This window comes from Bacillus sp. GZB, from assembly GCF_001975995.1.
GTDB classification, from domain to species: Bacteria; Bacillota; Bacilli; order Bacillales; family Bacillaceae; genus Bacillus; species Bacillus velezensis.
Genome location: NZ_MTQG01000010.1, coordinates 975,814 through 1,002,650, shown reverse-complemented (window position 1 = coordinate 1,002,650; position 26,837 = coordinate 975,814). Strand labels below are relative to the sequence as shown.

At 50.2% G+C, this 26,837-nt stretch carries 2 protein-coding genes; both read right to left on the bottom strand.

The window, feature by feature from the left end:
• Positions 1 to 16,302: a non-ribosomal peptide synthetase gene (locus BXO87_RS04970; RefSeq protein WP_076851236.1), complete on the bottom strand. Its 16,302-nt coding sequence runs from the start codon at positions 16,300 to 16,302 to the stop codon at positions 1 to 3.
• On the bottom strand, positions 16,292 to 26,827 hold the full coding sequence (locus BXO87_RS04965) for a type I polyketide synthase (protein WP_076851235.1): 10,536 nt from the start codon (positions 26,825 to 26,827) through the stop codon (positions 16,292 to 16,294). Before BXO87_RS04965 ends, BXO87_RS04970 begins: the two co-directional genes overlap by 11 nt.
• Positions 26,828 to 26,837 lie beyond the last annotated feature (10 nt).

Sequence of the window (26,837 nt, the reverse complement as noted above, 5' to 3'; positions counted from 1 at the left end):
TTAACTCAATTGTTGTACATGTCTTGTTACTTTAGGCTGATAGCTTCGCAGTTTTTGCATCGCCGAGCCGTGATGTTCAGGGTATACTTCTATCATTTCTTCCGGTTTTTCCTCCGGCTCTTCCGCCTGTTTCATCATGACGAACTGATTCAACGGGCCGCCGAGCAATCGTTCAAGCGCCGCCATTGCTTCCGGCGCTTCAATTGATCCGACTCCCGCCTGTTTCATCCGTTCTTGATAGTCGGCAGATGATACGATTCCGACACTGCCCCAGTAGCTCCAATTCATCACTGCCGCCGAATACGGCCGAACTTGAGCCAAATGAGCGGCAAAGGCATCTTTGAAACTGCATCCGGCAGCATAATTGCTTTGTCCGGCCGCTCGTGCAAATGATTGAACAGATGAGAAGAACAAAGCAAAGTCCAGCGGCTCATTTCGGAACACGCGGGCCATATTCACGCTGACATTGACTTTCGCAGCGAGCACGCTTTTCAAACGGCTTTCCGGCATATTTGCCAGGCTCTGATCCTCTAAAACAATTGCGGAATGGATAATTCCGTTAATTTGCGGGTGCGTGCGTTTGATCGTTTCATACGCCCGTGTGAGCTCATTCGGATTTGCCGCGTCAGCTTCAATATAAATCGGCGCCGGGCCGAATTGGCTGAGTCTGTCGATTTTTTCCTGGATGGCGCTGTTATGTTTTCGTCTGCCGATCCAAACGACTCGCGCCTGATACGTTTTCACGGCATATTCGCTCCATGCCTCGCCGATGCCCCCCGCACCGCCGATGACGACATAAACGCCGCCTTTTTGGTAGGCGGGCCGGCTTGACACCGGCTGCTGTACAGGAATGAGGCGCTGTTTGTACCAGTGATTGTTCCGGTACGCCCATGTATTGCCTTGCTCATCAAACGGCGCTGAGAACAGCTCCGCCTTTGAAACGTCTTCCGGACAGCCGGCATCAATCAGCCTTGTTTGCCAGTTCGGATACTCTTTTGCGAGCGAGCCGACCAAACCGTGAATGCCTGCATGAGCCGGATCAATAATGTCCGCCGGCTGTACGGACTGTGTTTTTATTGTGACTGCAGTCAAGCTGATTCGCTTGCCTCCATATCCTAAAGCAAGCATGGCCTTAATCACTCTGTACATCTGGATGACGCCCGCATCCTGAGCTTTTACCATGTCATCAGCGCTGTGAAAAGGAGCGATCCATACGATATGCCCGAAAGACCCTGTTGCTTTCAGTTCAGCCGCAACAGCCTCTATTTCATCCTCCGGGTTGATATGAAGCCGTTTCGCAGAAGGATGATGCAATTGAAAAGCCGCGCTTTCCTCATCCCCCGCGATAAAGACAACCTCTTCCGTCTTATATGCCGGGCTTTGATCACGGAATTCCGCGAGATCCCACACCGGAGCCAGAAGGTTTGCTCCATTTAATGATGTTTCCGGCGCGGGGCCTTCCATCATTCTGGAAGAAATCCCTTTAATTCTGACACAGACCCGGCCTGTCTCATCACATAAGTCAATGTCCATACGCTGTATTTTTTCATCCGTTCCCCGGGAGCTGACATACGCCCACATGCTTGTCGTGCACGGGCTGAAAATGTCCAGTTCTTCAAGGGCGAACGGCAGTGACAGCTGGTTATCATCGGCGTGCAGCTTCAGACCGATTGTCGCTTGCAAAGCTGAATCAAGCATACACGGGTGAAGAACGTATTGATCTGCCGTTTCTTCGAGGAAGGAAGGCAGCCGGAGCTCAGCCAACGCTTGATTGCTTCCGATATGAATCTGCTGAATTCCTTGTTGTCCGGGACCGTAGTCAATGCCGATTTTGCTGAATAAGCCGTAACACTGTTCAGAAGTCAGTATACTGAGGCCGCATTGAGCTTTCAGTGCGCCTATATCACGGTGCGGAGCCTCCCCGGCGCTGAGAATGCCGGCAGCGCCCTGACAGTGTATCTGCCTGCCGCTTGCTTCTGTTTGTGAATCCGTGTAAATGTCATACACGATTTCACCGTTTTCCCTCGGGTTCAGGCTGATCTGCGCTTCAATCGGGCGGTTTCCCGCTTCGATCGGCCGAACCCAAACGATGTTTTTCAGGCGGGTGACAGATGGACGTTCCTTTTGCCCTTTGACTGCCTGAGCAACCGCCGCCCTAGCCATTTCCAAGTAGGCAACGCCCGGCATAACCGGCTTGCCCTTAATAAGATGATCGGTGAAAATCGTCTCTTGTCCCGTAAATTCGGATCGGTACCGCTGCTCTGTTAAATCTGATACATTTTCGTGAAGCAGCGGGTGCAGTACCCGCGACGTCGGCACAGCTTGCGGTTTCTCTGCTTTCGGCCGATTGTCCGTGATCCAGTACCGCTCTTTCGCAAACGGGTAAGCAGGAAGACTCATCCGTTGAGGCTTGATATCAGAATATAGGCCGTCCCATTTGATATCCGCGCCCTGCACCCATAATTCCGCAAGCTTGTCATTCTCTCGGCGGCTTATCAGCTCTTCGATATCCGCCTCGCCGTTTGCACCTGCCAGAATGGATTTCAGGGAGGTTTTACCCGCTTTTCCTTTATAAATGCCCGCTATATCATAACGTCCTTTCGCACAGCTCTTTAGCTTGTCCCGAAGTTCTTCGGCCGAGGAAGCGATAATGGCCGCTCTTTCTTCCATGGCATCACGCCCCTGCTGAAGCGTGTAAGCAACATCGGCAAGATCCGCATCCGTAAAAGAAGCTTGCGCCAGCTGCTGCGCCTGTTCCTGCAGACGCTCTTCTTCTTTGGCCGACAGCACAAAGATTTGAGGGTGTGTGAAAACAGCAGTTTTCCTTTCTTCCTTCGGGATATATTCTTCAATGACGACATGGGCGTTTACGCCGCCGATGCCGAAAGAACTGATTCCCGCACGGCGCGGCAGATGATTGCCGTTTTCGTCTTTCAATGCCGTCCATTCTCTTTTTTCCTGTACGATGTAAAACGGACTGTCTTTCAGCTTGATATACGGGTTGATGACCTCGCTGTGGAGGCTTTTTGCAAGTGTTTTATGCTTCATCTGCATCAGCACTTTGATCACACCCGCGACACCGGCTGCCAGTGACAGGTGGCCGATATTGGTTTTGGCCGATCCCAGACCGCAGTGACTCGCGTAAACGGCGGGATCGCCTGTTTTTTCGTACAGCTTTTGAAAGGCGGATTTCAGGCCGTTGATTTCGACCGGATCGCCAAGCTCCGTTCCGGTTCCGTGCGCTTCAATATAAGTGACTGTTCTCGGATCAACGCCTGCTTTGTCATAAGCCGTTCTGACGACTTCCGCCTGGGCTTTCGGATTCGGCGTCGTCAAGGAGTTCGCACGTCCGCCGTGATTGACCGCGCTGCCTTTAATGACACCGTAAATATGATCGCCCGCTTTTTCCGCTTCTGACAGCTTTTTCAAAAACAGAATTCCGGCACCTTCACTGACGGCAAATCCGTCCGCCCTGTCGGAGAATGTTTTACATTTCCCTTCTTTACTCAGAGCGCCGGCTTTGTCATAAGCGATGTGGCCTTGCGGTGTGACGACGGTATTCACGCCGCCGGCGATCGCCATATCGCAGTTCCCGTTTTCAATGGCGCATACGGCGTGATGAATCGCGACCAGCGAGCTGGAACAAGCCGTGTCGATCGGTTCACTCGGACCATGCAGATTAAGCATATAGCTGACGCGGTTCGGCCCCGCTGACGGACTCATATTTGCAGCTGACGCACCGCCGATATCCAGGTCGGAAAACAGTGAGCCGTATCCGGTATTCCCCGTGCCGATATACAGGCCTGTTTTCGTGCCGGAAAGGCTTTTAGCGGAATATCCCGCATCTTCTATCGCCTTCCACGCATACATCATTAACAAGCGCTGCTGGGGATCCATCTGTTCGGCTTCCAGCGGTGAAATTCCGAAGAACAGCGGATCAAAATCCGCAACTCCGTCGATAAATCCGCCCCACTTTACATTTGTTTTGTTGGCTTCATTAAGCGGGTCACCGTAATACTCACGCCAGTCCCAGCGATCCGCCGGCACCTCTGTTATACAATCTTTTCCCTCTTCTAAGTTGCGCCAATACTCATCAATATTTGCGGCCTTCGGAAACACTCCGCTCATGCCGACAATGGCGATCGGTTCCGGTTTATGTTCAGCCGCCGTCTGAACAGGCTGTACGGCAGTTTTTGCAAATCGTTTGTTCCCCGCCAGTCTGATGCCGCCATCATCTGTTACACCGCTTTGTTTTTCTTCTTTCGGCTGTGTGCTGCCGGCAAATTGTGTTTGATAGTCTTCTGCTAAATGATGCGCCAAGGCTTGAATCGTCGCATATTCAAAAAATACGGTCGGTGTCAGATCAAGCTGATAAGTGTCATTCAGCTTGTTGGCGAATTCCGTCAGCGTAATGGAATCAAATCCGTATTGATTAAACTCCAATTCGATATCGATTTCTTCAATGTTTATTTTCAGAAGCCCGGAAACCTCTTTTGCCAGCAATTCCTGAAGTTTTGCCGTCAGGTCTTTCGGCGCAGGCGTTTCATCTGTTTTCTTAACCGGTGCAAAAGCGGCTGCAGGAGTCTTTTGAAGCAGCTTTTCCCGCATTACGGCGCGGTTTCCTTCCATGACGAGCACGCTTGTTTTCCCCATGCTCCATGCTTTGTAAAGAGCTTCTATTCCGGTCTCAGTGCGCATCGGCGTTACGCCGGTTCTTTTTTCGGTGAGCTTCGCCATTTCTTCATTGACTTGCATTCCGCCGTTTTTCCAAAGCGGCCAATTGACCGACAATGTGTGACCGTGGCGGTACATTGCGGTAACCAGTGCGTTGCGGTATGCCGCATAGCTGTCCATAAATGCGTTTGCCGCCGCATAATCCGCCTGTCCCGCATTCCCGGTGACGCCGGAAATGGATGAGAAAACGATGAAAAAGTCCAGCGCTAAATGCTCGGTTGCCTCATCAAGGTTGACAAATCCGTCCGTTTTAGGGGCCAGTACACTGTAAAACTCTTCGGTTGTTTTCTTTGCGATATACTGATCTTTCATCACACCCGCGCTATGAATGATGCCGTGAAGGCCGCCATATTCCGTTTCAATTGTTTTGACCAGGTCTGCCGCAGTTTGAGCGTTTGTTACGTCAGCCTGCTTGTATTCCGCTTTTGCTCCGAGTGATTCAAGCGATTGCAGCTGCATCCGCTGATTCTCGCTTAAAGCGGAACGGCCTGTCAAAACCAGTGTCGGCTCTTTGACTTTGCGGGCGATTTCTTTCGCGAAAATAAAGCCTAAGCCCCCGGCTCCTCCGGTAATGAGATAAACGCCTCCGTCGTTCCACGGAATGCGTATTTTGCCGCCGGACACGGCCGTTTCTTTGACATCTGCGCTGTATCGGATGCCGTTTTCATATTTGATATGGCTGTCATCAGCCCGTGTTTTATTTTCTCTGATGATGTCTGTGATTCTGCCGTTTTCCGCCGGTTCTATTTCAATCAGCTGGGTTTTCAGTTTTTTATGTTCCAGGCCGGCTGTTTTTAACAGAGCTGAAATGCCTGAGAGCAGCTGATGCTTATCTGTTTTAGAGAGAACCGTCTGAATGAGGACGTCTCCATCCGTCTCTTCCTTCAGCAGTTTTTGCAGCGTCTCCAATATCCGTCCTGTATAATCACGGAAGCGCGCCGCCGCTTTCCCGTGCCGGGAGGTCATTTCAATACATTCAGCTCCCGCGGCTTCAACGGCTTGTTTTAATCCGGCGTCTGTATCACAAAGTATTACGATATGCCGGGCAAAAACCGGTTCCGTTTGAACAGCAGTTTCATCGCTTCGGGTCCATACCGGCTCAAGCATGAGCGTTTCCGGAGCTTTTTCTTTTTTCTCAGGTTCTTTTTCAGCCGTTCTGAATGACAAACCTTTCAGCCTTACGCACACCTTGCCGTTTTCATCACAAATATCAAGATCGCGTTTTTCAATCTGGCCGGCTTTGTGGTCTTCAGAAAGTCTGGCGTAAACCCACATCTCGGCAGCGCATGCGCTGAATACTTCAAGCTCCTGAACCGCAAACGGAAGCATCAGTTTTTCATCATTTGTTCCGGTTAATATGCTTGATGCCTGCAATGCAGAGTCCATTAAGCCCGGATGCATGACATACTCCTGTACCGTGTCCGCACAAGCCGCATCAAGTGACAGTCTGCCCAATACGAAATCATCACCTGTATAAATCGCTTTGACACCCCGGAAAGCCGGGCCGTAATCAAAACCGATTTTGCGGTACATATCGTATACATCATCTGCAGAAAACGATGTCTCGGCGGATTGTGATCTCAGCTTTTGGAGATCAATGACCGGAGCCTCGGCGTCAGGGCGGACTGATACTGCCCCTTGGCTGTAAACGGACGGCTGATCTGTTTCCTGACCGCTGTAAATGTCAAATTGAACGTCATTTGCCGTTTCAGGAATGAGACGGATGTTGACATGAACCGGCTCGTCTTCAATAGTGATCGGCCGCACCCAAACCGTATTCTTAAGCTTGACGCTTCCTTGTCCGGTCGGAACTTCAGATGCCTGTTCCATTGCTGCGCGCGCCATTTCAAGATGTGCCACTCCCGGTAAAATCGGCACGCCTTTTACAACATGGTCCGCAAGGTAAAATTCTTCTCCTGTATAGATTGAGCTGAACCGCTGTTCTGCAAGGTTTGAAGTATTTCTGTGCAGAAGCGGATGAAGCGCGTCTTGTTTTCCGGCAGACACAGTGCTTGTTTTTTCGTGTTTTCCGGTACTTTTTGCCGCCCAATAGCGGTCTTTTGCAAAAGGATACGACGGCAGGCTCATGCGTTTAGGCGGCCGGTCTCCATACAGCTTCGCCCAATCGACGTTCAGCCCTTTGACCCATAATTCAAGCAGCTTCGCGTATTTGCCGCGTGCCATCCATTTTTCAACGGCTTCTTGAATTTCTTCATCTTCCGTCAGCATTTGCAGGGTGCCTTTGTCTATTCTTCCTCTGTACAAATCCGCGTGCTTATCTCCAGTGATAAACTGTGACAGTTTTTCCTGCAGTTCTTCTGCGGATCCGGCAATAACCGCCAGGCGTTCTTCCATGGCGTCCCTTCCGATTTGGAGGGTATACGCCATAGAAACGAGGCTGGATTGATCGTACCGCTTTTCTGTAAGCGCACGTTTCAGCTGTTTTGCCTGCTCTTTCAGGCGTTTTTCATTTTTGGCGGACAGAACGAAAAGACATGGATCGATATGAGAATCATCTGCTTCCTCTCTGTCTTCTGGGATGTATTCTTCGATGACGACGTGGGCATTTACGCCTCCGATGCCGAATGAGCTGATGCCCGCGCGGCGCGGCTGTTCGTTTCCGCGTTCGTCCGTCTGCGTCTTCCATTCCATCGTCTCCCGCACCAGATAAAACGGGCTGTCTTCAAGCTGAATGTACGGATTTACCGTCTCACAGTGGAGACTTTTTACTAATGTCCGATGCTTCATCTGCAGCAAAATTTTAATAATGCCCGCTGCTCCCGCGGCAAGGGATAAATGGCCGATATTCGTTTTAACCGACCCTAAACCGCAATAGCCGGCCGCTTTCTCTTTTCCGTCTGCAAACGAGCTGAACGCTTGTTTCAGGCCGTTAATTTCAACAGGATCTCCCAGTTCTGTTCCGGTGCCGTGCGCTTCGATGTAAGAGACTGTTTTCGGATCAATGCCCGCTTTTTTGTATGCGGCTTTAATGACTTCCGCCTGTTGTTTCGGGTTAGGCGTTGTTAAAGATGCCGCGCGGCCGCCGTGATTCACCGCGCTTCCTTTAATGACGCCGTAAATATGGTCCCCATCCGCCTCAGCGGCTTTCAGCTTTTTGAGGAAAAAGAGCCCTGCTCCTTCACCATGGGCAAAACCGTCAGCCTGATCAGAGAACGTTTTGCATCTTCCTTCTTTACTCAGCGCGCCCGCTTTGTCAAAACTGATATACACATCCGGAAGAACAATCGTATTGATTCCTCCCGCCAAAGCCATGTCGCACGTCCCTTCTTCAATTGAAGAAACGGCATGGTGTATGGCAACGAGCGAGCTTGAGCAGGCGGTATCAATCGGCTCGCTCGGCCCGTGCAGATTGAGCGTATAGCTGACACGGTTCGGTCCGACAGACGGACTTGTATTCGCCGCGGATGACCCTTCAATCTCCGCATCGGCATTGGCTAAAAGAGAACCGTAGCCGGTATTTCCGGTCCCGATAAACACACCTGTTTTTGTGCCTGAGAGACTCTTTGACGCATATCCGGCATCTTCGATCGCTTTCCACGCGTGCGTCAGCAAGAGGCGCTGCTGAGGGTCCATTTGCTCCGCTTCCCGGGGTGAAATTCCGAAAAATAACGGATCAAATTCAGCAATTCCGTCAATAAACCCGCCTTGGTTGACGTTTGTTTTATTGGCTTCTTTTGCGGGATCCCCGTAATAGTCCCGCCAGTCCCAGCGGTCTTTCGGAATCTCGGTCATGCAGTCTTTGCCTTCTTTCAGGTTCTGCCAGAAAGATTCAATGTCTTCTGCCATCGGGAAAATCCCGCTGATGCCTACGATTGCGATCGGTTCCGGCCCTTGGTCCCGCTGCACTGTCTGCGGAAGTGTCTCAGGCAGAGTGCGGCGTCGCTTAACGGCCGGGCGCGTGATTTGAGTCTCTTTTACCGGTCTTGCCGATTGAACCGTTTTTGTATTTACCGCAAACCGTCCGGCAAATTCCTCTTCGTATTCACTGATTAAATGAACGGCAAATTCATGGATTGTCGGATGATCAAAGAAAATCGTCGGCGTTAACGTAAGCCGGTACGTTTTGTTTAACTGGTTCGTAAACTCAGTCATCGAGATAGAATCCAGCCCGTATTTTGTCATTTCTTCATGAGGATCAATTTTGTCAATATTTACTTTTAAAAGTGAGGCCGTCTGCTGTTTTAACAGATGCTTCACTTTTTCAAGCAGGCTGTCAGCATCAATGTCATGACGTACGCCGGTCTCTGCTTCCGGATGATCATTCTCTTTGCGGAACAGTTTTGCTTTCATGTGTTTCACATCTCCTTCAAGAACCGTCATCCGGGCTGTCCCGCTCATCAAGCCTTGATATAAAGCCTTGATGCCGGCATCTGTGCCGAGCGGTGCGATTCCCGCCTCCTGCATCAGCATATCTTCCGTCTGTTTTCCTGCCTGCATTCCGCCTTCTTTCCATAACGGCCAGCTGACAGAAAGCGTCTTTCCGTATCTTTGTCCTGCGGCTTGTAAAGAACGGCGGTACTCGGCATACATCTCCATAAAGACATTTGCAGACGCATAATCAGCCTGGCCGACGCTTCCAAGCACACCTGATAAGGATGAAAAGACAATAAAGACATCTAATTTCTCATGTTGTGACGCTTCATCAAGATACACAAGGCCCTTCACTTTCGGAGCGAGAACGTGTTGGAATTCCTCTGCCGTCTTCTTCACCATGTAGTTGTCTTTTATAATGCCGGCACTGTGAACAATCCCGTCCAGCCTGCCGTGCCGTTTGCGTATATTGCGGATCAATCGGTATACTTCTGCTTCGTCCGTGACATCGGTCTGCTCGTAGAAAACAGAAGCGCCGGCAGCACGTACTGTTTCCAGCATGTCTTTCTGCTTTTCTCTGAGAGCGGACCGGCCGGTTAGTAAGATGACGGCGTCTTTTGTACGGTTTGCGATCTCTTTTGCAAAGATCAGACCTAAACCTCCGGCACCTCCTGTAATGAGATAAACGCCTTCGTCTTTCCACGGAATGTCCGGCTCCGCTTGAGAAATATCCATCTCTCCCCAATCAGCGGCAAAGCGCTTGCCGTTTTCATATTTCACATGGACGCTTTCGGCATGCATACGGTTTTCGGACGCTTTTTCCGCTATGCCTTCAGCACTTTCTTTCTCTTCGGCTTCGATCATTTGACAGATCAGCTTGGAATGTTCAAGGCATGCGGTTTTGAAGAGGCCGGTAATGCCTGAGAACACCTGCTGTAAGCCTGCTGACTGCGTAACAGCCTGAAATAGAACGCGGCCCTTCGGCTTGCTTTTCATTATGGCTTTGATATGGTCAAACAGCTGACCCGCATAAGAATGATACCGCTCTGCAATAGATGCGGGACGATCGTCCAAGATAATGACGCTTGCATGTTCAAGCTTTGCTTCGACAGCTTGTTTTACGGCTTCATCGTACTCACAAAGGAAAATGATATGCTCTTCATACGTTGGCTCGTGGTCCGCCGGTTCCTGCTGCTCTTTCCAGACCGGTTCAGCGAGCAATGTGTCCGTACGGCTGACGGAAACGCCGGCACCCGCGTTTTCTTCCATGATCCGCGTTGAGAAACCTCTCATCCGCACACAAAGCCCGCCGTTATTGTCATATAGATCAATATCGGCTTTTTGGATAGGATCGCCGGCTTTATTGTTCGCACTGAATGTGACGTGCACCCACATATCATCAGCGCACGGATTCAGAACGTCCAGCTCCTCTAAAGCAAACGGCAATGCGGCTTTGAATGGTTCCCCGCTTTCTGCAAGCAGCGCTCTCGTCACGTTTTGCAAATATTCGGCGGCCTGAAGCGCACCGTCCATCATACTCGGATGAAGGATATAATCAGCTTTTGTATGAGAGACGGATTCAGGAAGCTTCAATTTAGCAAGCAGCCGGTCTTCGCCTTTGTATACAAGCTGCACCCCTTTGTATCCGGGCCCGTAATCAGCACCGATCATTCCTTTGTAAAACGCTTGAGATTCGATTGTTCCCTGTGTGCACCGGCGCTTCAGCTGCTCAATATCCGCCGCTTCCTCCGGTTCCTTCCGAATGATTTCAGCGATGCCCTGATTATAAAGAGGAGCTTCTTCACCGATAGAATCGTTACCCCCGTACATTCTGTATTGAATCTGTCCGTCCTCTTCTTCATAAAGTCCGATATGGACACGGACAGCCTCCTGATCGGCTATCACCGGGCGGACCCATACAATATTCTTTAAGCGCAGGCCCAGAGAATCCTCTGTTGCCCCGCCGATGCTTTTCTCCGCCGCGGCCCGTGCCATCTCAAGGGTAACGGCAGCCGGCACGATCGCCATTCCTTTAATGATATGCTCGGCAATAAAATACTCTTTTCCCGTGAATTCCGAACTGAACCGCTGCTCCTGCAAGACGGATGTATTCTGATGTACCAGCGGATGCAAAAGTTTGGTATCCGTTTGCTTCACCGTTTCTTCCGGCCAGAAGCGCTCCTCTGCGAACGGGTAGGTCGGCGCACTGATTCTTTGCGGCGCGGAATCCTGATACAATAAGCCCCAATCGACACGCGCTCCTTCAACCCAGAGTGCCGCCAGTGCTTTCAGCTTTTCATCCCGTGTCTGACATGCCGCAAGCTCTTCCATCTCCTGAGCTGACACTTCTCTGCTTCTCACTTTTTCGCCCCGTAAGATGTTTTGGTCATTGCCATTGATGAAATCCTGCAGCTGACGCTTCAAATCGTGACGATCATGACTGATAAAAACGGCTCTCTCTTCCATCGCTTCACGTCCGGTCTGATACGTAAATGCCAGATCATGCAAGGAAACATCGTTTTCGGCTTCATCCAGAAAGCCGGATAAACAGGATGCATAGGCAGTAAGACGCTGCTTATTTCTCGCTGACAGCGGAACGATATAAGGCGGCTGTCCGTCATTTGATCCGCTGATCGTTTTGTTTTCATACTGTTCAAAAATGGCGTGTGCGTTTGTTCCTCCGAGTCCGAATGAGCTTAACGCTGCGCGGTGCGGCGTCTCTCTCTCCGGAAGCGGTTTTCTCTTATCCGCCACATAAAACGGCGAACCGCTGAATTTGATATTCGGATTCGGTGACGTGTAATTAATGGTAGGCGCCAGCTCCCGATGATATAAACTCATGGCGACTTTGATGCACCCGGCCAGACCTGCTGCTGTATCCAAATGTCCGATATTCGTTTTTACGGAGCCGATCCCGCAATACTGCTCCCGGTCCGTGTAACGTTTATACACTTGCTGCAGCGCGGACATTTCAATCGGATCACCCAATGTCGTTCCAGTGCCGTGCGCTTCGATATAGGAAATCGTCTCCGGGTGAATATTCGTGCTGTCTAAAACATGCTGGATGACGTCAGTCTGACCTTTTACACTCGGTGCGTAAAAACCGACTTTATCCGCTCCGTCATTGTTCAGACCGATGCCTCTGAGCATGGCGTATATGTGATCTCCGTCCTGAACGGCTTGTGACGCCTTTTTCAGCAGAATGACGGCCGCTCCTTCTCCGCCCGCCATACCGTCGGCTGAAGCATCAAATGCCTTGACATGCCCGTCGCTTGAAAAATTCAATCCGTTTTGGTGCACATAGCCGATGCCGGTCGCTGCATGCAGAGTTGCTCCGCCGACGAGCGCGTATTCCGATTCTCCGCTCGTTATGCTTTTGTAGGCTGAATAAAGACCGACTAATGATGATGAGCAATTGGAATGAACGAAATAGCTTGGCCCTTTTAATCCGAGCTTATGGGAAACCATCGTCGGAATCGTGCCGCTCTGCGCTAACACCCATGACACATAGCCATCGGGAGATTCATGGCCTTCTGTCGTTTTTTCCGGCAAAAGCGACCGATACGAATTATTGCTTGCCGACATATATACGCTTGTCTTCGGAATCTCTTTGGATACATATCCCGCGTCCTCGACGGCTTTCCAAGAATGAAGCAGCAGAAGCCGAAGCTGAGGATCCATAAATTCTGCGTCTTTCGGAGAAATGTGAAAGAACTCAGGGTCAAAGAGATCTTTTCCTTCTATCGTCGATAATGCCGGCACATAGTCGGGATTTTCGATCAAATCTTCAGGCACGCCGGCTTCCCGAAGTTCTTTTTCCGAGTAGAACCGGACGCTTTCCTTTCCTTCTCTTAACTGCTTCCAAAACTCATGATGATTTTTCGCGCCGGGGAACTGACAGGAAATCCCTACTATCGCCACACTGTCATCAAAGTAAGACGGCACCCCGTTTTGCGGTGTTTGTTCTCTTTCTCTTTCATCTTGGCCGGGCGCCTCTGATTCAGCCGCCTGTTTTGTTTCAACAATAAATCGGCTGATCGCCTGAATGGTAGAGTGTTCGAATAAATCCGTGACGGTAAAATCGCATTCCAGCTCCTGTTTAATGCGTTCTGCCGCCGCAACAGCCAGAAGCGAGTCGCCTCCCACATCGAAAAAGCCGTCTTCGATTTTGATGCCCGCCGTATTCAGCAGGTCTTCCCATATTGCGGTCACTTTCGCTTCCGCTTCTGATAACGGCAGTCTGCCCGTCTTTTCAGACCGGTGAACGATTACCTTGCGCTGTTTTAGGTCTTTGCGGTTCACTTTTCCGCTCGGTGTTAACGGCAGCGCATCCAGGCGGATAAAATGGGCAGGCGCCATATAATCCGGCAGGCTTGATAAAAGATGGTTGCGGAGCGCTTTTTCATCTGCCGTATGACCGGCGCGGGCCGTATAATAAGCAATCAGCTTTTTATGTCCGTTCTTTTCCTGAACAACAACCGCCTGGTCAAGGATATCCGGATGTTCGCTCAATTTCGTTTCAATTGCTCCCAATTCGATGCGGAAGCCGCGAATTTTCACCTGACTGTCAATCCGGCCGGCATATTCTATATTTCCGTCAGGCAGCCATCTGGCCAAATCACCTGTCTTGTAAAGCTTTTCTCCTTCACTAAACGGATTATCAATAAATGATGCCGCCGTCAGCTCAGGCTGATTGTAATAGCCTCTGGCCAGACCGGCGCCGGCCACGCAAAGCTCCCCGGCCACACCGTCAGGGACGGGGCTGAGCTTTTCATCGACGATATAAAGCCGCGTATTGTGAATCGGTTTCCCGATCGGCGTATTCCTGCTTGTGATTTCCTTTTGGCCGCAGCTGTAGTAAGCGGCATAAATGGATGTTTCCGTCGGGCCGTATATGTTTTCAATTCTGGCATGTTTGAAGATGGAAACTGACTTTTTGACTAAATCTTTCGGAAACGCCTCACCGGCCACCATCACATACTTCACAGGGCCGTCTTCTGTAAATGCCGTATGCCGCTTTACCGTTTCCAGAAATACATTAAACACGGCGGGCGCAAAATTCAGATGCGTGACCTGGTGGGTTTGGATGTATTCCATGCAAAGCTGCGGATTTTTTTCTGCGCCAGGCGGCAAAATGACTAGCCGTCCGTTTCCGATAAACCAGCCGAATAATTCAGAAATCGAAACGTCAAATACGTAATTCGTTTTTAACAGATAGGCATCCTCTTGTGCGACCGGATACTCAGCTTCCAAAAACTGCAGCGTATTCATAATGGCCCTGTGCTCAACCATGACGCCTTTCGGTTTTCCCGTGCTTCCGGACGTATATAGAATATAAGCGAGATGATGCGGTTTTGAACGCGGCGTCAGTTTTGCCCCGCTGACAGAACGTCCGCTGTTTTCAATTTCCACCGTGCTCACACCGCCGATGGCCAACTGTTCAATCATGCCGCGTGTCTTTTCCTGCGTTAATACGATTGTCACGCCGCTGTCAGTCAACACGTGGGCCATCCGTTCATTTGGAAAAGCCGGGTCCAGCGGCACATACGCGCCTCCCGCTTTTAAAATGGCGAGGATGCCGATGACCATCTCAAAAGAACGCTCCGTACAAATGCCGACCGGGCATTCCGGTGTGACGCCCTTTTCTTGCAGGTACACAGCGAGCGCCGTGCTTCGTTCATCTAATTCGCGATATGTAAGACTGTTTTCACCGAATGTGACGGCTTCTCTGTCAGGGTGGCGTCCGGCTTTTTCCGCAAACACTTCATGAATGCAGCGCTCATTCGGCTGATGGGATGAACGGCTTTCATCCCGTTTTTGATTGAGCAGGCCGGAACAGGCTTCAAAAGCGATCTCCGGATCAGAAAGCACCTTTTCCGCCAGTTTCATATAATGCTCCGCAAGCCGTTCGATGAAAGAAGGGCTGTAGACATCCGGGTTGTACAGAAATTGCAGGACGGTTCCCGTTTCTTTTTTATAGACTTCAAGCGCAAGCTCAAATTCGCCTTCCTGATGAATGTCTTCTATCATTTCAATGCCGAGTGATTGATATAGTTCCGCCAGCTTTTCCGCTCCTTCCGTCCGGAAGAAGTTTTGATAGAAAAACGCGGTTTGAAAAACAGGCGACACCGCAGGCGAGCGTTCCGTCTTCAATTCTTTTACAAGCGCGGGAAACGGATACGCGGCATGGTCCAGCCCTTCTGCCAGTGTCAGCTGCAGCTCCTTCAAAAACGACGTAAAAGATTTGGCGCCCGTCTCCCTGCTTCTGACCGCGATCATATTAATAAAGTATCCGATGACAGACTCAAATTGAGCCTCAGAACGCCCCATCGTCGGCATGCCGACGATGACATCTTCCTGATTCGTATATTGATAGAGCAGTCCTTTGAAAATAGCGAGATACACAACGGATTCATTGACGTTATGTTTTTGGGCGCAAACTTTAATCTGCCGGTTCAGTTCATCAGGAAGCAAGCGGTGATACGCCTGCCCCCTGCAAGTTTGAACCGATGATCTCGGGTAATCCGACGGAAGCTCAAGCACCGGCAGCGGTCCTTCCAGCTGCTTTTTCCAATAAGAGAGATGCGTTTTTCCCGCTTCGCTTTCCAGCAGCTCTTTTTCCCATTTCACAAAGTCATGATAATCTGCGGACTGCTGAAGCATGACAGGTTCTTTGCCTTCACTTGCTTTTACATAAGCGTCCAGCAGCGCCGACATAAACGTCATAAGAGAGACGCCGTCAAAAATGATATGGTGAATGGTGATTAACACAATCGGCTCCCGCTTCGCCTGCCGGAATACTTGAACACGCAGGAGCGGCCCGGTTTCAAGCGAGAACGGTTCTTTTGCTTTTTCTTTAATAAACGTAAGCGCATCACGCCCGCTTAATTCAGAAAGATCCATTTCTTCAATCGAAAAATGCCGATCCGTATCTTCTATCTGATACGGAAGGCCGTTTTCCTCTTTTATCACACTGGTCAAAATAGGGTGCTGGCGCTGCACGGACAAAAGGGCGTTTTTGAATGTCTCGATATCCAGCTTTTGAAAACGAAAGCATAACGGAATGTTATATGCGCTCATCTCCGGAAACATTTTCTGAAGCATCCACAAACCTTTCTGGCCTTCAGAAAGCGGACGTTTTGCAGTTGTCCGCTTGAAAGCCTGAAGCTTTTGTTCTACTTCAGCGATGGTGAGCGTTCCTGATCTGTAGGCATCGAGAAGTTCTTTATGATTCATAGGTCTTACTCCCTTCTATGATGTCTTGCACTCTTTTAAAATCTAATGTCCCCTCAGAGACCTGTTTCATCATGGCGATGATCTCCTGATCCGTATACTCCTTGTTATCCGGAGCGGCGGCTTCTGTTTCGGTTTCTTCCGTTCTGTAAAACGTTTCGATCGTTTCTTTGTGTTCTGTCAAGTAATAGCTGATGACGTCTCCGAGCGTGGCATAGCTGTAAAATAACGCCGGAGTGACTTCAATGCCGTAATGACTCGTCAAAAGAGCGGCAAATTTGGCTAAATAGATGGAATCAAATCCGAATTCCGCCCAGTTTTTATGCAGGACGAGTTTATCTTTCGATATTTTCAGCAGACTGTGTATCAGCTCTTTCAAATCCGCTTCGAGCCGTTTTTCTGCGCTTTCTTCCGGGATGCGGCGGCTCACGGTTTCCAAAAGCGCATCCGGTTTTGATGAATCGTCCCGCCGTATGCCTAAAAATCGTTCGGCACGGCTTCTTTCGCCGGCAATGACAAGGCACTGGGTGTTGTCTTGAGAAATGACGCGCTCAAATAGCTCAATGCCTTCATCTGTTTCTAACAGGCGCTGGCCGCTTGATTTCAGGTACATGCCCGTCGTCTCTTCACCGCCGACGGCCATTCCGCCGTTTTTCCAGACCGGCCAGTTTATGACAAAAGCGTTTCCGCTTTCTGATTGTTTGTTTTTATAGTTGGCATACGCCATTTGGAACCTGTTCGCGACCGCATAATCACAGCAGCCGAAATCTCCTAAAACAGCCGATGTGGATGAAAAGTAGCAGATGAAATCCGGCGTTTCGTTTTTCAGCCACTCGTCAAGAAACAGGCTTCCGTTTATTTTCGGTTCAAGCGTACTGCGGAAATTCCCGATTTCATTTTCAAAGACGGATGTTCTGCTTTCGATGCCCGCCGCATGAATGACGCCGTGAATGGCTCCGAATCGTTCTTTCGCGCGCTTGATGCAGTCGCCCATTCCGATCGGATCACAAACATCGGCTTCGGCGTAAAGAACACCCGCGCCGAGATTTTTCAGGTCTTTCATTTTTTCTTTCTTTTCTTCATTGATCGGCGACCGCCCCGTGAGAATGACATTTGCCTGGTAGTTCCGGGCGAGATGGCGGGCAAATAAGTAGCCGAGTCCTCCTAATCCGCCTGTAATGAGATATGTTCCGCCGGTTCTGATTCTGCTGTTTTCTTTCGTAAGTCCGGTTGGTTCGGTGTGATAGACGTATCGTTTTCCCTCTTCCAAGAAAACGGTTTGGTCTGTTTCAGCTTTCAGCTCGTCCCAAATGGTTCTCATCCAGTCCGTTATGGCCGCACCGGCTTTTCTGAAGTGGCCGGTAACACTTGTTTTCGGGAGAACAATGCCGAGCGAACGCTCAAAGCCGATCCATGATTCCAAGTAGCACCTTTCCAGACCGGATGCATATTCCCCCGCCAATAACAGCCTTTCCGGCTGCAGACCGGTCTCAGCCATTGCTTTGAGAATATGGACGATACATGAATAATCTTCGATGCAGCTTTTATCTTCAAGCGCCCATAAATACAAAATGGCAGAAGCTTCACCGTACTCTTTTTGAATATCCGCAAAAGCGTTCACATATGATTGCGGATCTTCCCGCACCACTTGGCAGCGGCCGGCGGACAGAGCCTCATACCGGTCTCCCTGAGCGATAAAAATAACGTCAATGTCATTGTCATACGATTTGATCACAGAGATGGCTTCCTGCTGCTTCTTCTGATCAGATAAGAAAGAAATCACCGTTTTGGCCTGCTTTTCTCCGGCAGCCGGCAGAGCCTGTTCTTTAAGAACTTCTCTAAAAGCCATTACTTCAAATTGTTCCGCCGGATCACTTTCATCAGCCGGCGCGTTAACGGGCGCTGCCTTGCTTTGTACAGGCTGCTGATGCCAGAAGCGTTCTTTCGCAAACGGATAAGCAGGCAGGCTGATGCGGGCCGGAGGACGGTCTCCGTATAATTTCGCCCAATCGATGTCCAATCCTTTTACCCAAAGCTCAAGCAGCTTAGAATATTTCCGTTTGCTGATCCAAGCGTCTATGATTGTTTCCAGATCATCATCCGCCGAAAATACGGCAAGCATCCGTTTGTTTTCTTCCGTGCCGTCACGGTGCAGTCCGGCGCTGTTTTGTCCGGCGATAAATCCATTCAGTTTTTCCTCAAGTTCATGAAGTGAATGGACGATAAAACCGAGACGCTCTTCCATCGGCACCCGGCCCGTCTGAAGAGTAAAGGCTATGCTCATAAGGTCGCTGCCGCTGTATCTTTTTTCACGGATGGCGTCTCTGAGCTGTTTTGCTTTTTCAGTGAGCCGTTCGCTGTTTTTCGCGGACAGGACGATGATGGCGGGCTGATCTGCCGGCATCTCATCAGGCTCTTTGTCTGCCGTATATTCTTCTATGACGAGGTGGGCGTTTGCTCCTCCCGCGCCGAAGCTGCTTAACCCCGCCCTTCTCGGAAGCTCTTTGCCGCCGATGACGGGACGTTTCCACTCACCGAGCTCCTGCTGAACGGCAAACGGCGTATACGCGAAATCAATATTCGGATTCAGCTGTTCCGCGTGCAGGGACGGCGCAATTTGGCGGTCTTTGAGCTGGAATAGTATTTTTGTCAGACCCGCAATGCCCGCGGCGCTTTCACAATGACCGATATTTGATTTTGCGGAGCCGATGGCGCAAAACTGTTTGTCTGTTGTATCCTCTTCAAATGCTTTCGTTAATCCGGCGATTTCAATCGGATCTCCTAATGCGGTCCCCGTACCGTGGGCTTCAATATAACTGACGGTGCGCGCCGGGACGTTTGCCCTTTCGAAAGCTTCTTTTATTAAGGCGGCCTGCGCATTCGGATTCGGAACGGTGTATCCGTTCGTTTTGCCTCCGCTGTTAATGGTGCTTCCTTTAATCACACCGTAAATGTGATCGTTGTCGGCAATCGCTCGGTCCAACGGCTTTAATACGACCGCTCCTACCCCTTCTCCGTCGACAAAACCATCCGCGCGGTCTCCGAACGATTTGCACGTGTCGCCTGCGGAAAGCATGTTCATGACTGACAGATTCATATAATGGATCGGGTCGGTCACTATGTTTACGCCCCCGGCAATCGCACATTCGCTTGAACCGCTGTATATGCTCTCAAGCGCCAGATGAATGGCCGTCAAAGAAGAAGAGCAGGCTGTATCAACGGCAATGCTCGGCCCTTGGAAATCAAAAAGGTAAGATACCCTGTTGGCAATGGACCAATAGCCGTAGCCTGTCGGGTAGTTTTTGTTCATCGCGCCGGCAAAAACACCGATTTTTCTGCTTTGGCACAGGTTGTCAGGCGTATAGCCGGCATCCTCGATACTCGCATACACCGTTTCTAAAAATAATCGCTCCTGCGGGTCCATTCGCTCCGCTTCCAAAGGAGAAATCTGAAAGAACAGCGGATCAAACTTGTCCATATCCTCAATGAAGCCGCCCCATTTCGTATAAATAGAGCCTTCTTTACCTTTCTCTTCATCGTAGTAATCCTGCCAGTTCCAGCGTTCCCGCGGGATTTCTTCTATGCAGTTTTTTCCTTTTTTAATATTAGCCCAAAGCTCAGCCGCTGTTTTTGCCTGCGGGTAGCGTCCTGAAACACCGATGATGGCCACGTCGCGAACCGAACTTTGCCGGACGGTCTCTTTGGCTGCCCGTTTTTCCCTCCGCCGCCAGTCAGTGCGAAGCGGCTTAGCAGGCTGTACAGCCTGCGGTTCTAGTGATGCCTTCCGTTCTTCCTGAACAGGCGTTTGTCCCGTCAGTTTGATCATCGCGTCTTTTTTCGTCTTGATTAAGTGAGCGACGAGCGCCTCAATCGTCTGATATTCAAAAAATAAAGTGCTGCTGACTTGGTCCAATACATTTCGTAACGCGTTTGTCAGCTGTACGACGACGATAGAATCAATTCCGTATTTTTCAAGCGGCGCTTTCGGATCAATTTGAGCCGGCGGAATTTTTAATGTTTCTCCGATTAACGTTTTCAAGTACTCGGTGCTTTTTTCTGTTAAAGACGTGTCGCCTTTTTGCACCGTTGTTTGCGCCTGAAGTTCCGGCGCATGTACTGCTTTTGGCGGAGCGGTCCGTTTTCCGGCCCCTGCTTTAAGCGTTTTTTGGCGAACAATGCCGTTGCTTTTTGCCGCTATAATCTGATGGCTTAATTCATGTGCCGCTTCTGCCGGGAAGAAGACAGAATGCCAGCCTTCACTTTCTAACACGCGTTTCCAGCTTTCCGGATACAAGCCCGGGCACCCCGGAATACGAAGGGCAGAATCTTCATGCAGCCACCAGCCTTCAAGCAGTCCGAAAGTAATATGCGGGAACAGGCTGTTTCCCGCCATTTCATTTAAGAGCAGCAAACCGTTGTCTTTTAAAACGGCTTTGGCGTTTCTCAGCGTCTGGCGGATGTCTTTCGTCGCGTGGAGCACATTGGCCGCAACGACGATGTCGTATGCGCCCGGCTCTATGTCCTGGCCGGCAAGCGGCGCTTCTGCGTTAAAAAGCTTATACGTCAGATAAGGATTCCGTTTGCCGTATTCCGTCTCCGCATGCACGAGAAAAGCTTTCGATACATCGGTGTAACAGTATTCTTTTATATGGTTTTGATACGGCCTAAGCTTTTCAAATATGCCTGCGCTTGTGCCGCCTGTGCCCGCTCCGATTTCCAGTATGCGGATCTCGGCTTTTGAATGTTTGCTGATGTTTTCTTTCACATAAGCCGTTAATGTATCTGACAGGGCGCTGTTAAAGTAATCCGCGACTTGATTGTGCTTATAAATTCCTTCAACAAGTTCCATTGAAGAGTGCGGGAACATGATGTCTGTCGCCGGCACGTCTTCGCGCAGAATGTCCGGCAGTGCTTTAAGCATCGTCTCGGCTAAAACAGTCATCGCTTTTGTATCGGCGTTATTGAGCCATTCCTCTTTTTCCCGCTCCCATTTTTGCCATAGCGCGGCGGTTGTGTTTTCGGCTCGCGCCGACAGTTTATATGAATCCGCATTCCCTTCCAGATAGCCATGTTCCAGAAGGAAAGCGATCGTTTGATTGAGCCATTTTTTAAAGTATTCATGTTCGGGCTCATACGCTTTAAGGCTTTGCGGCGTCAGCAAGTCTGCTTCTTTAAGCTGGGCGATCAACAGCTGATACAGAAAATCATCAAGCTCCTGATGTTCAGCCTCTCTAACAAGACGTGCGCCGGGCGGAGCGACCTTCGGCTGTTGTGAAAAGACAAGCGGCTGAGGCGGATAAACGGAAATCTTTTCTCTTTCATTCATCCCTTCGACTGCGACCGGTTTTGTCGTATGAATGAAAGCCGCCTGATCAACCGGCAGCGTCATAAGGGTTTCAAGCGCCTCCATTGCAGCGTCCGGTTCGATTAATCCCAATCCGATCTGATCCATCAGCTGAATAAAGTCGCCGTCTTCAGCCGCTTCGCTGTTGCCCCAATAGCCCCAATTCATCACTTTGACCGGACAATTCCATGTCTGATCAAGTTCTTTCGCAAATGCGTCACTGAAAGCGCATCCTGCGGCATAATGGCTTTGTTTCACGTTATGGATAAATGCCACAAGCGAGGAGAAGAAGAGCGCAAAGTCAAGCGGCTCCCGTCCAAATACCTCCGCCATGGACACACTTACATCGGCTTTTGCCCGCAGCACCGATTTGAACTCTTCTGTCTTCATATTATTTAAGCTTTGCTCAGACAGATCCATTGCCGAGTGGATGATTCCGTTCATTTTTGTGTGGCGCTCTTTTATGAACTGATAAGCCCTCTCTAAGGAAGCACTGTCGGCGGCATCGGCGGAAACATATTCAGGCGCCGGGCCGAATGCGCTGAGCCGGTCGAGTTTCGCCTGTATGGAATCATTCAGTGTGCTTCTTCCGATCCAAATGATGCGTGCTTTGTAGCGGCGGATCATGTATTCACTCCATGCCTCGCCAAGATACCCCGCGCCTCCGATCACGGCATAAACCCCGCCTGTTTGGTACAGCGTGCCGTTTTTCGGCATATTGTCAAGCGGTATCAGCTGCCGCTCAAACAGCTGCTGATTGCGGTACGCCCAAATTTGACCGTTTTTCCCGGCAGAAAGACTGAGCGCCTCTTCGATCGGCCAGCTGCCGTCCGTTTCTGTGTCAATCATGCGGATATGCCAGTGCGGATATTCTTTCGCCATTGTTCCGGCAAGTCCGCTGACTGCGGCTTGTGACGGGTCGGCGCTGTCTTGATCCGAAAACGGCTGGGCATTTGCTGTGACGATGCACCAGTCCAAACGTTTTTCTCCGTACCCTAAGGCAAGTAATGCTTTCATCAGCTTGAACACATGAAGAACGTTTCTTTCCTGTTCTTTGAGGCTGTCCGCACTCTCAGCCTGCGGAGCAAGCCAAATGATTTGCTCCAGTTCTTTTTGTCCTTCAAGCATGTGCGTAAGAGATGTGATATCATCCGTACCTCTGATCGGATAATAGGAAGCGTTCGGCAGGTGTTCTTTTATGCGCGTATGTCTCGAATCCGTTCCGCCGAATACTGCCGTCTGCTTATCCACCGCTGCTTCCCCGGCTTTTTCAAGCGCAACAGGCTCCCAAGCCGGAATCAGCATTGTATGGCCGACAGGCGCCTCCGAGGTTTCTCCGCCCGCTGTTTGGCCTGTGTCAAGCGCCCGGACGGACGCGCCTTTCATCCGGACATAAACTGTACCGGCATCATCGCACATATCAATGTCAAATTTTCTTACGTTGTCATCTGCTTTGCTGCCTTCTGTGTACCGGATATATGACCAGATATGTTCAGGACACGGCCCGAACACTTCCACTTCCTGCATCGCAAACGGCAAAGAAAGCTCGTGGCTGTCTGCATCGTCATGTATCGATCGGACAAGCAGACCGACGGATGCGTGAAAAGCGGCGTCCATCATACTCGGGTGAAGCGTATACTGTTCTTTTTTGTCATGTACAGCTGCTGGGAGTGAAATACGGGCCAATAATCGGTCTTCTCCGATCAGCAATTGCTGTACGCCCCTGTATGCCTCTCCGTAATCCAGACCGATCTTCTCAAAAGCACCGTAACATTCTTCCGCAGTCACAATTCCTAAATTGCAGGAAGTTTTGACAGACTCGATATCAATCTGGGCGCTTCCCGGTTCGGTAATGACCGCTTCACCCTGGCTGTGAATAACCGGATCTTCGCCGTTTTCTGCCTCACTGTATATTTCATAGGTAATCTCACCATTATCTTCTGGGTAAAGGGCAATATGTATTTCCTTCGGTTTGTCTTCAATCATGACCGGCCGGACCCAAACAACCTGCCTGAGTGTGACGCTATGGTCTTTTTCCGTCACGGCAGCAGCCTTTTTGACCGCCTCTGCGGCCATTTCCAAATAGGCGACGCCCGGCAGTATTTTTTGTCCGTTGACGACATGGTCAGATAGGAAAAATTCATCTCCCGTAAAAAGAGACGTGAAGCGCTGCTGCGAAAAATCTGACGTATTTTCTTGTAAAAGCGGATGCAGCACTGTGCCTGACGGGCTTTTCTCCTGTTTTTTCTGCTTCGGAATCCAATAGCGTTCTTTTGCAAACGGATAAGTCGGAACGCTTGTTTTACGCGGTTTATCCGAACCGTACAGCTTATTCCAATCTACTGTTTTCCCTTCTGCCCATACCTCGGCAAGCCGTATCGGATCATCCGTCTCAGGAGCGGCTTCGCTCATCTCCGGCAGCTCAGCTTGTCCGCGCCATAAACCGGGGATGTTTTCGTTTCCTTTTACGAAATCATTCAGCTTTTGCTTCAAGTCGCGGATGTCATTTACAAGGAAGACAGCTCTCTCCTCCATTGCTTGACGTCCTGTCTGAATTGTATAAGCCAGTTCAGACAGCACCGTCTTTTCTGAAAGCGATCGGGCTAGTTTTTCCGCATAGGCCAGAAGCCTGTCTTTATTTCTTGCTGACAGCGGGATGAGTTTTGCTGCATCGTTCTCAGGTGCAGGCGCTTTTTGTTCAGGCTGAATGTATTCTTCTAAAATGATATGGGCATTCGAACCTGATGCACCGAAGGAACTGAGCCCGGCCCTGCGCGGATAATGTGTGACTTTACCGTTTTCTTCAGCTGACGGTTGCTTCCACGGAGCAGTCTGCTGCTGTACGTAAAAAGGAGATTCCTCAAATTTCAGGTAAGGATTTAATTCCGCAGAATGCAGTGATTTGACAAGCGTTTTGTGATGAAGCTGCAACGCCGCTTTTGTTAACCCGCTGATCCCCGCCGCTGATTCTGCGTGACCGATATTTGATTTGACCGAACCGATGGAACAAAATTGCTGATCCTGCGTCCCTTGGCTGAACGCTTTTGACAGACCTTCAATTTCAATCGGGTCTCCTAACGAAGTACCTGTGCCATGGGCTTCCACATAACTGACGGTCCGCGGGCTGATACCTGCTTTTTTCAGACAGGCCTTAATGACTTCTGCCTGTGCAGCAGGATTCGGGACGGTAATTCCGCTTACTTTCCCGACGTGGTTAACGGCGCTTCCTTTAATGACCGCGTAAATGCGGTCGCCGTCTTGTTCGGCTTTTTCCAGCGGCTTCAGCAATACCGCACCGACTCCTTCTCCGGAAACGTAGCCGTCCCCGCCCTCGCCGAATGTACGGCAGCGGCCGTCACTTGAGTGCATGCCCACGCTTCCGTAGCTGAGATATTTCGCCGGGTGCAGTGACAAGTTCACCCCTCCCGCAAGCGCGGCCTCACATTCGCCGCGGCGGATGCTCTCAATGGCCAGATGGACGGCGGTCAATGATGAGGAACAAACGGTATCCACCGCGATGCTCGGCCCGTGGAAGTCACAATAATAGGACACTCTGTTGGCGATCTGCGCATAATTCAGTGAAACCGGAAACGGATCAGTCTCAGATAATTGTTCTGCGCCGATTAAGGAATAATCTTTATGCATCACCCCTGCAAATACGCCGATCGGATGCTGTTTCTCCCCTTTATTTCCCAGCGTTTCAGGCGTATACCCCGCATCTTCAATCGTTTCCCAGCATGTTTCTAAAAACAGGCGCTCCTGCGGGTCCATCGTTTCCGCCTCACGCGGTGAGATTCTGAAAAACTGCGGATCGAAGCAGTCGGCATCTTCAATGAAACCGCCCCATTTTGATACTGTTTTTCCTGACGGGGACGTTACGTTTTTATATGTTTTCCAATCCCATCGGGACTTCGGAACTTCAGTGATGCAATCCGTGCCTGCCTTCAGGTTTTCCCAAAACTCCGCCACACTTTTCGCTTTCGGATAGCGGCCGGCCATTCCGATAATCGCGATGTCTCCGGTGTTTTTATGATGTTCTGGCGCGTCCGGCGCTTCAGCTTCAGACCGTGATGGTTCGGCTGCACGTTCCGCACATTCAAATGAAACGGTCTTTTTCAGATAGGCTGCGAGTTCTTTTATATTTGTATATTCAAAGAGAAGAGTGGGCGCGAGGTCCGCACCCGTCTTTTTATTGATATCCTGTACAATCTCAAGCAAAGAAGATGAATCCAGCCCAAGCTCATAGTAGCCTGCAAGAACGTCCAGCGTCTCCCAAGGCTGCCCAAGCTTATCAGCCAAAAGCTTCTTTAAAAACAGAATGATGTCTTTTTCATCTGCGCTTTCCGGCTCAGTTGCAGCCTGTTGATTCTGTTCGGCTGTATTCTCGTCTTCTTCGAACCGAACCGCTTTTCCCGTAATGTTTTTAAGCTCCGCCACCTTTTGTCCGGATCGGCTGAAGTACTCGATCGTCATCGTTGTGAGTTCTTTTTCCTGACGGACGCCGGAAGCGGCGATACGCGCCGTGCACTCAGATTGCAGCCTGTCGGCGGCCGTGAACGATTCATAATATAAAGGCAGATGAAGCCGGTTTGTTTCAGAAAGCAAACCGCTCGCCCCGATTCCGCTCGCATCCAAAAGTGCCGGATGGAATAAAAAGAAATCTTTTCCTTCTTCGCAAGAAAGCTCAGCCAGCATTCCGCCTTCTGTTTCGTACAATCGTCCGTTCGATTTCATCATGCCGGAATGAACCAAGTCATGATCCAGGCATCGGTTATACATGTCATCAAGATTCAGAGATCTGCCTGACTGCTTCACATCGCCGAAATCAATGGTTTCGTCAAATGTCACAGCGTCTCTTTTCACCATTTCAGCTGTCGCATATTGTATATTGTCTGACAGCTCGTCACCTTGCTGTTTCTGCCCTGAAAGGGAGATGAGCCACTTTCCATCTCCGCTATCAGAACATTGAATGGTCAGAATGATTGCAGCCGTTTCACTGACGGTTAAAGGCTGATAAATCGTAACGTGCTTCAATTCGAGCTCATTGTATACATAACCGTGTTCCTGAAAAACCTGATAAATCAAATCGATATAAGCAAGACCGGGCAATACCGCTTCACCAAAGACCTTATGGCCCTTCATGATGGGATGATCCAGTGAGATATTGATTTTTTCCGATATCATTCCTTCCCAC

Bases quoted from the DNA above. Each gene is read 5' to 3' on its own strand.
- BXO87_RS04970 (WP_076851236.1), bottom strand. From the start codon at position 16,302: ATGAATCATAAAGAACTTCTCGATGCCTACAGATCAGGAACGCTCACC.
- BXO87_RS04965 (WP_076851235.1), bottom strand. From the start codon at position 26,827: ATGATATCGGAAAAAATCAATATCTCACTGGATCATCCCATCATGAAG.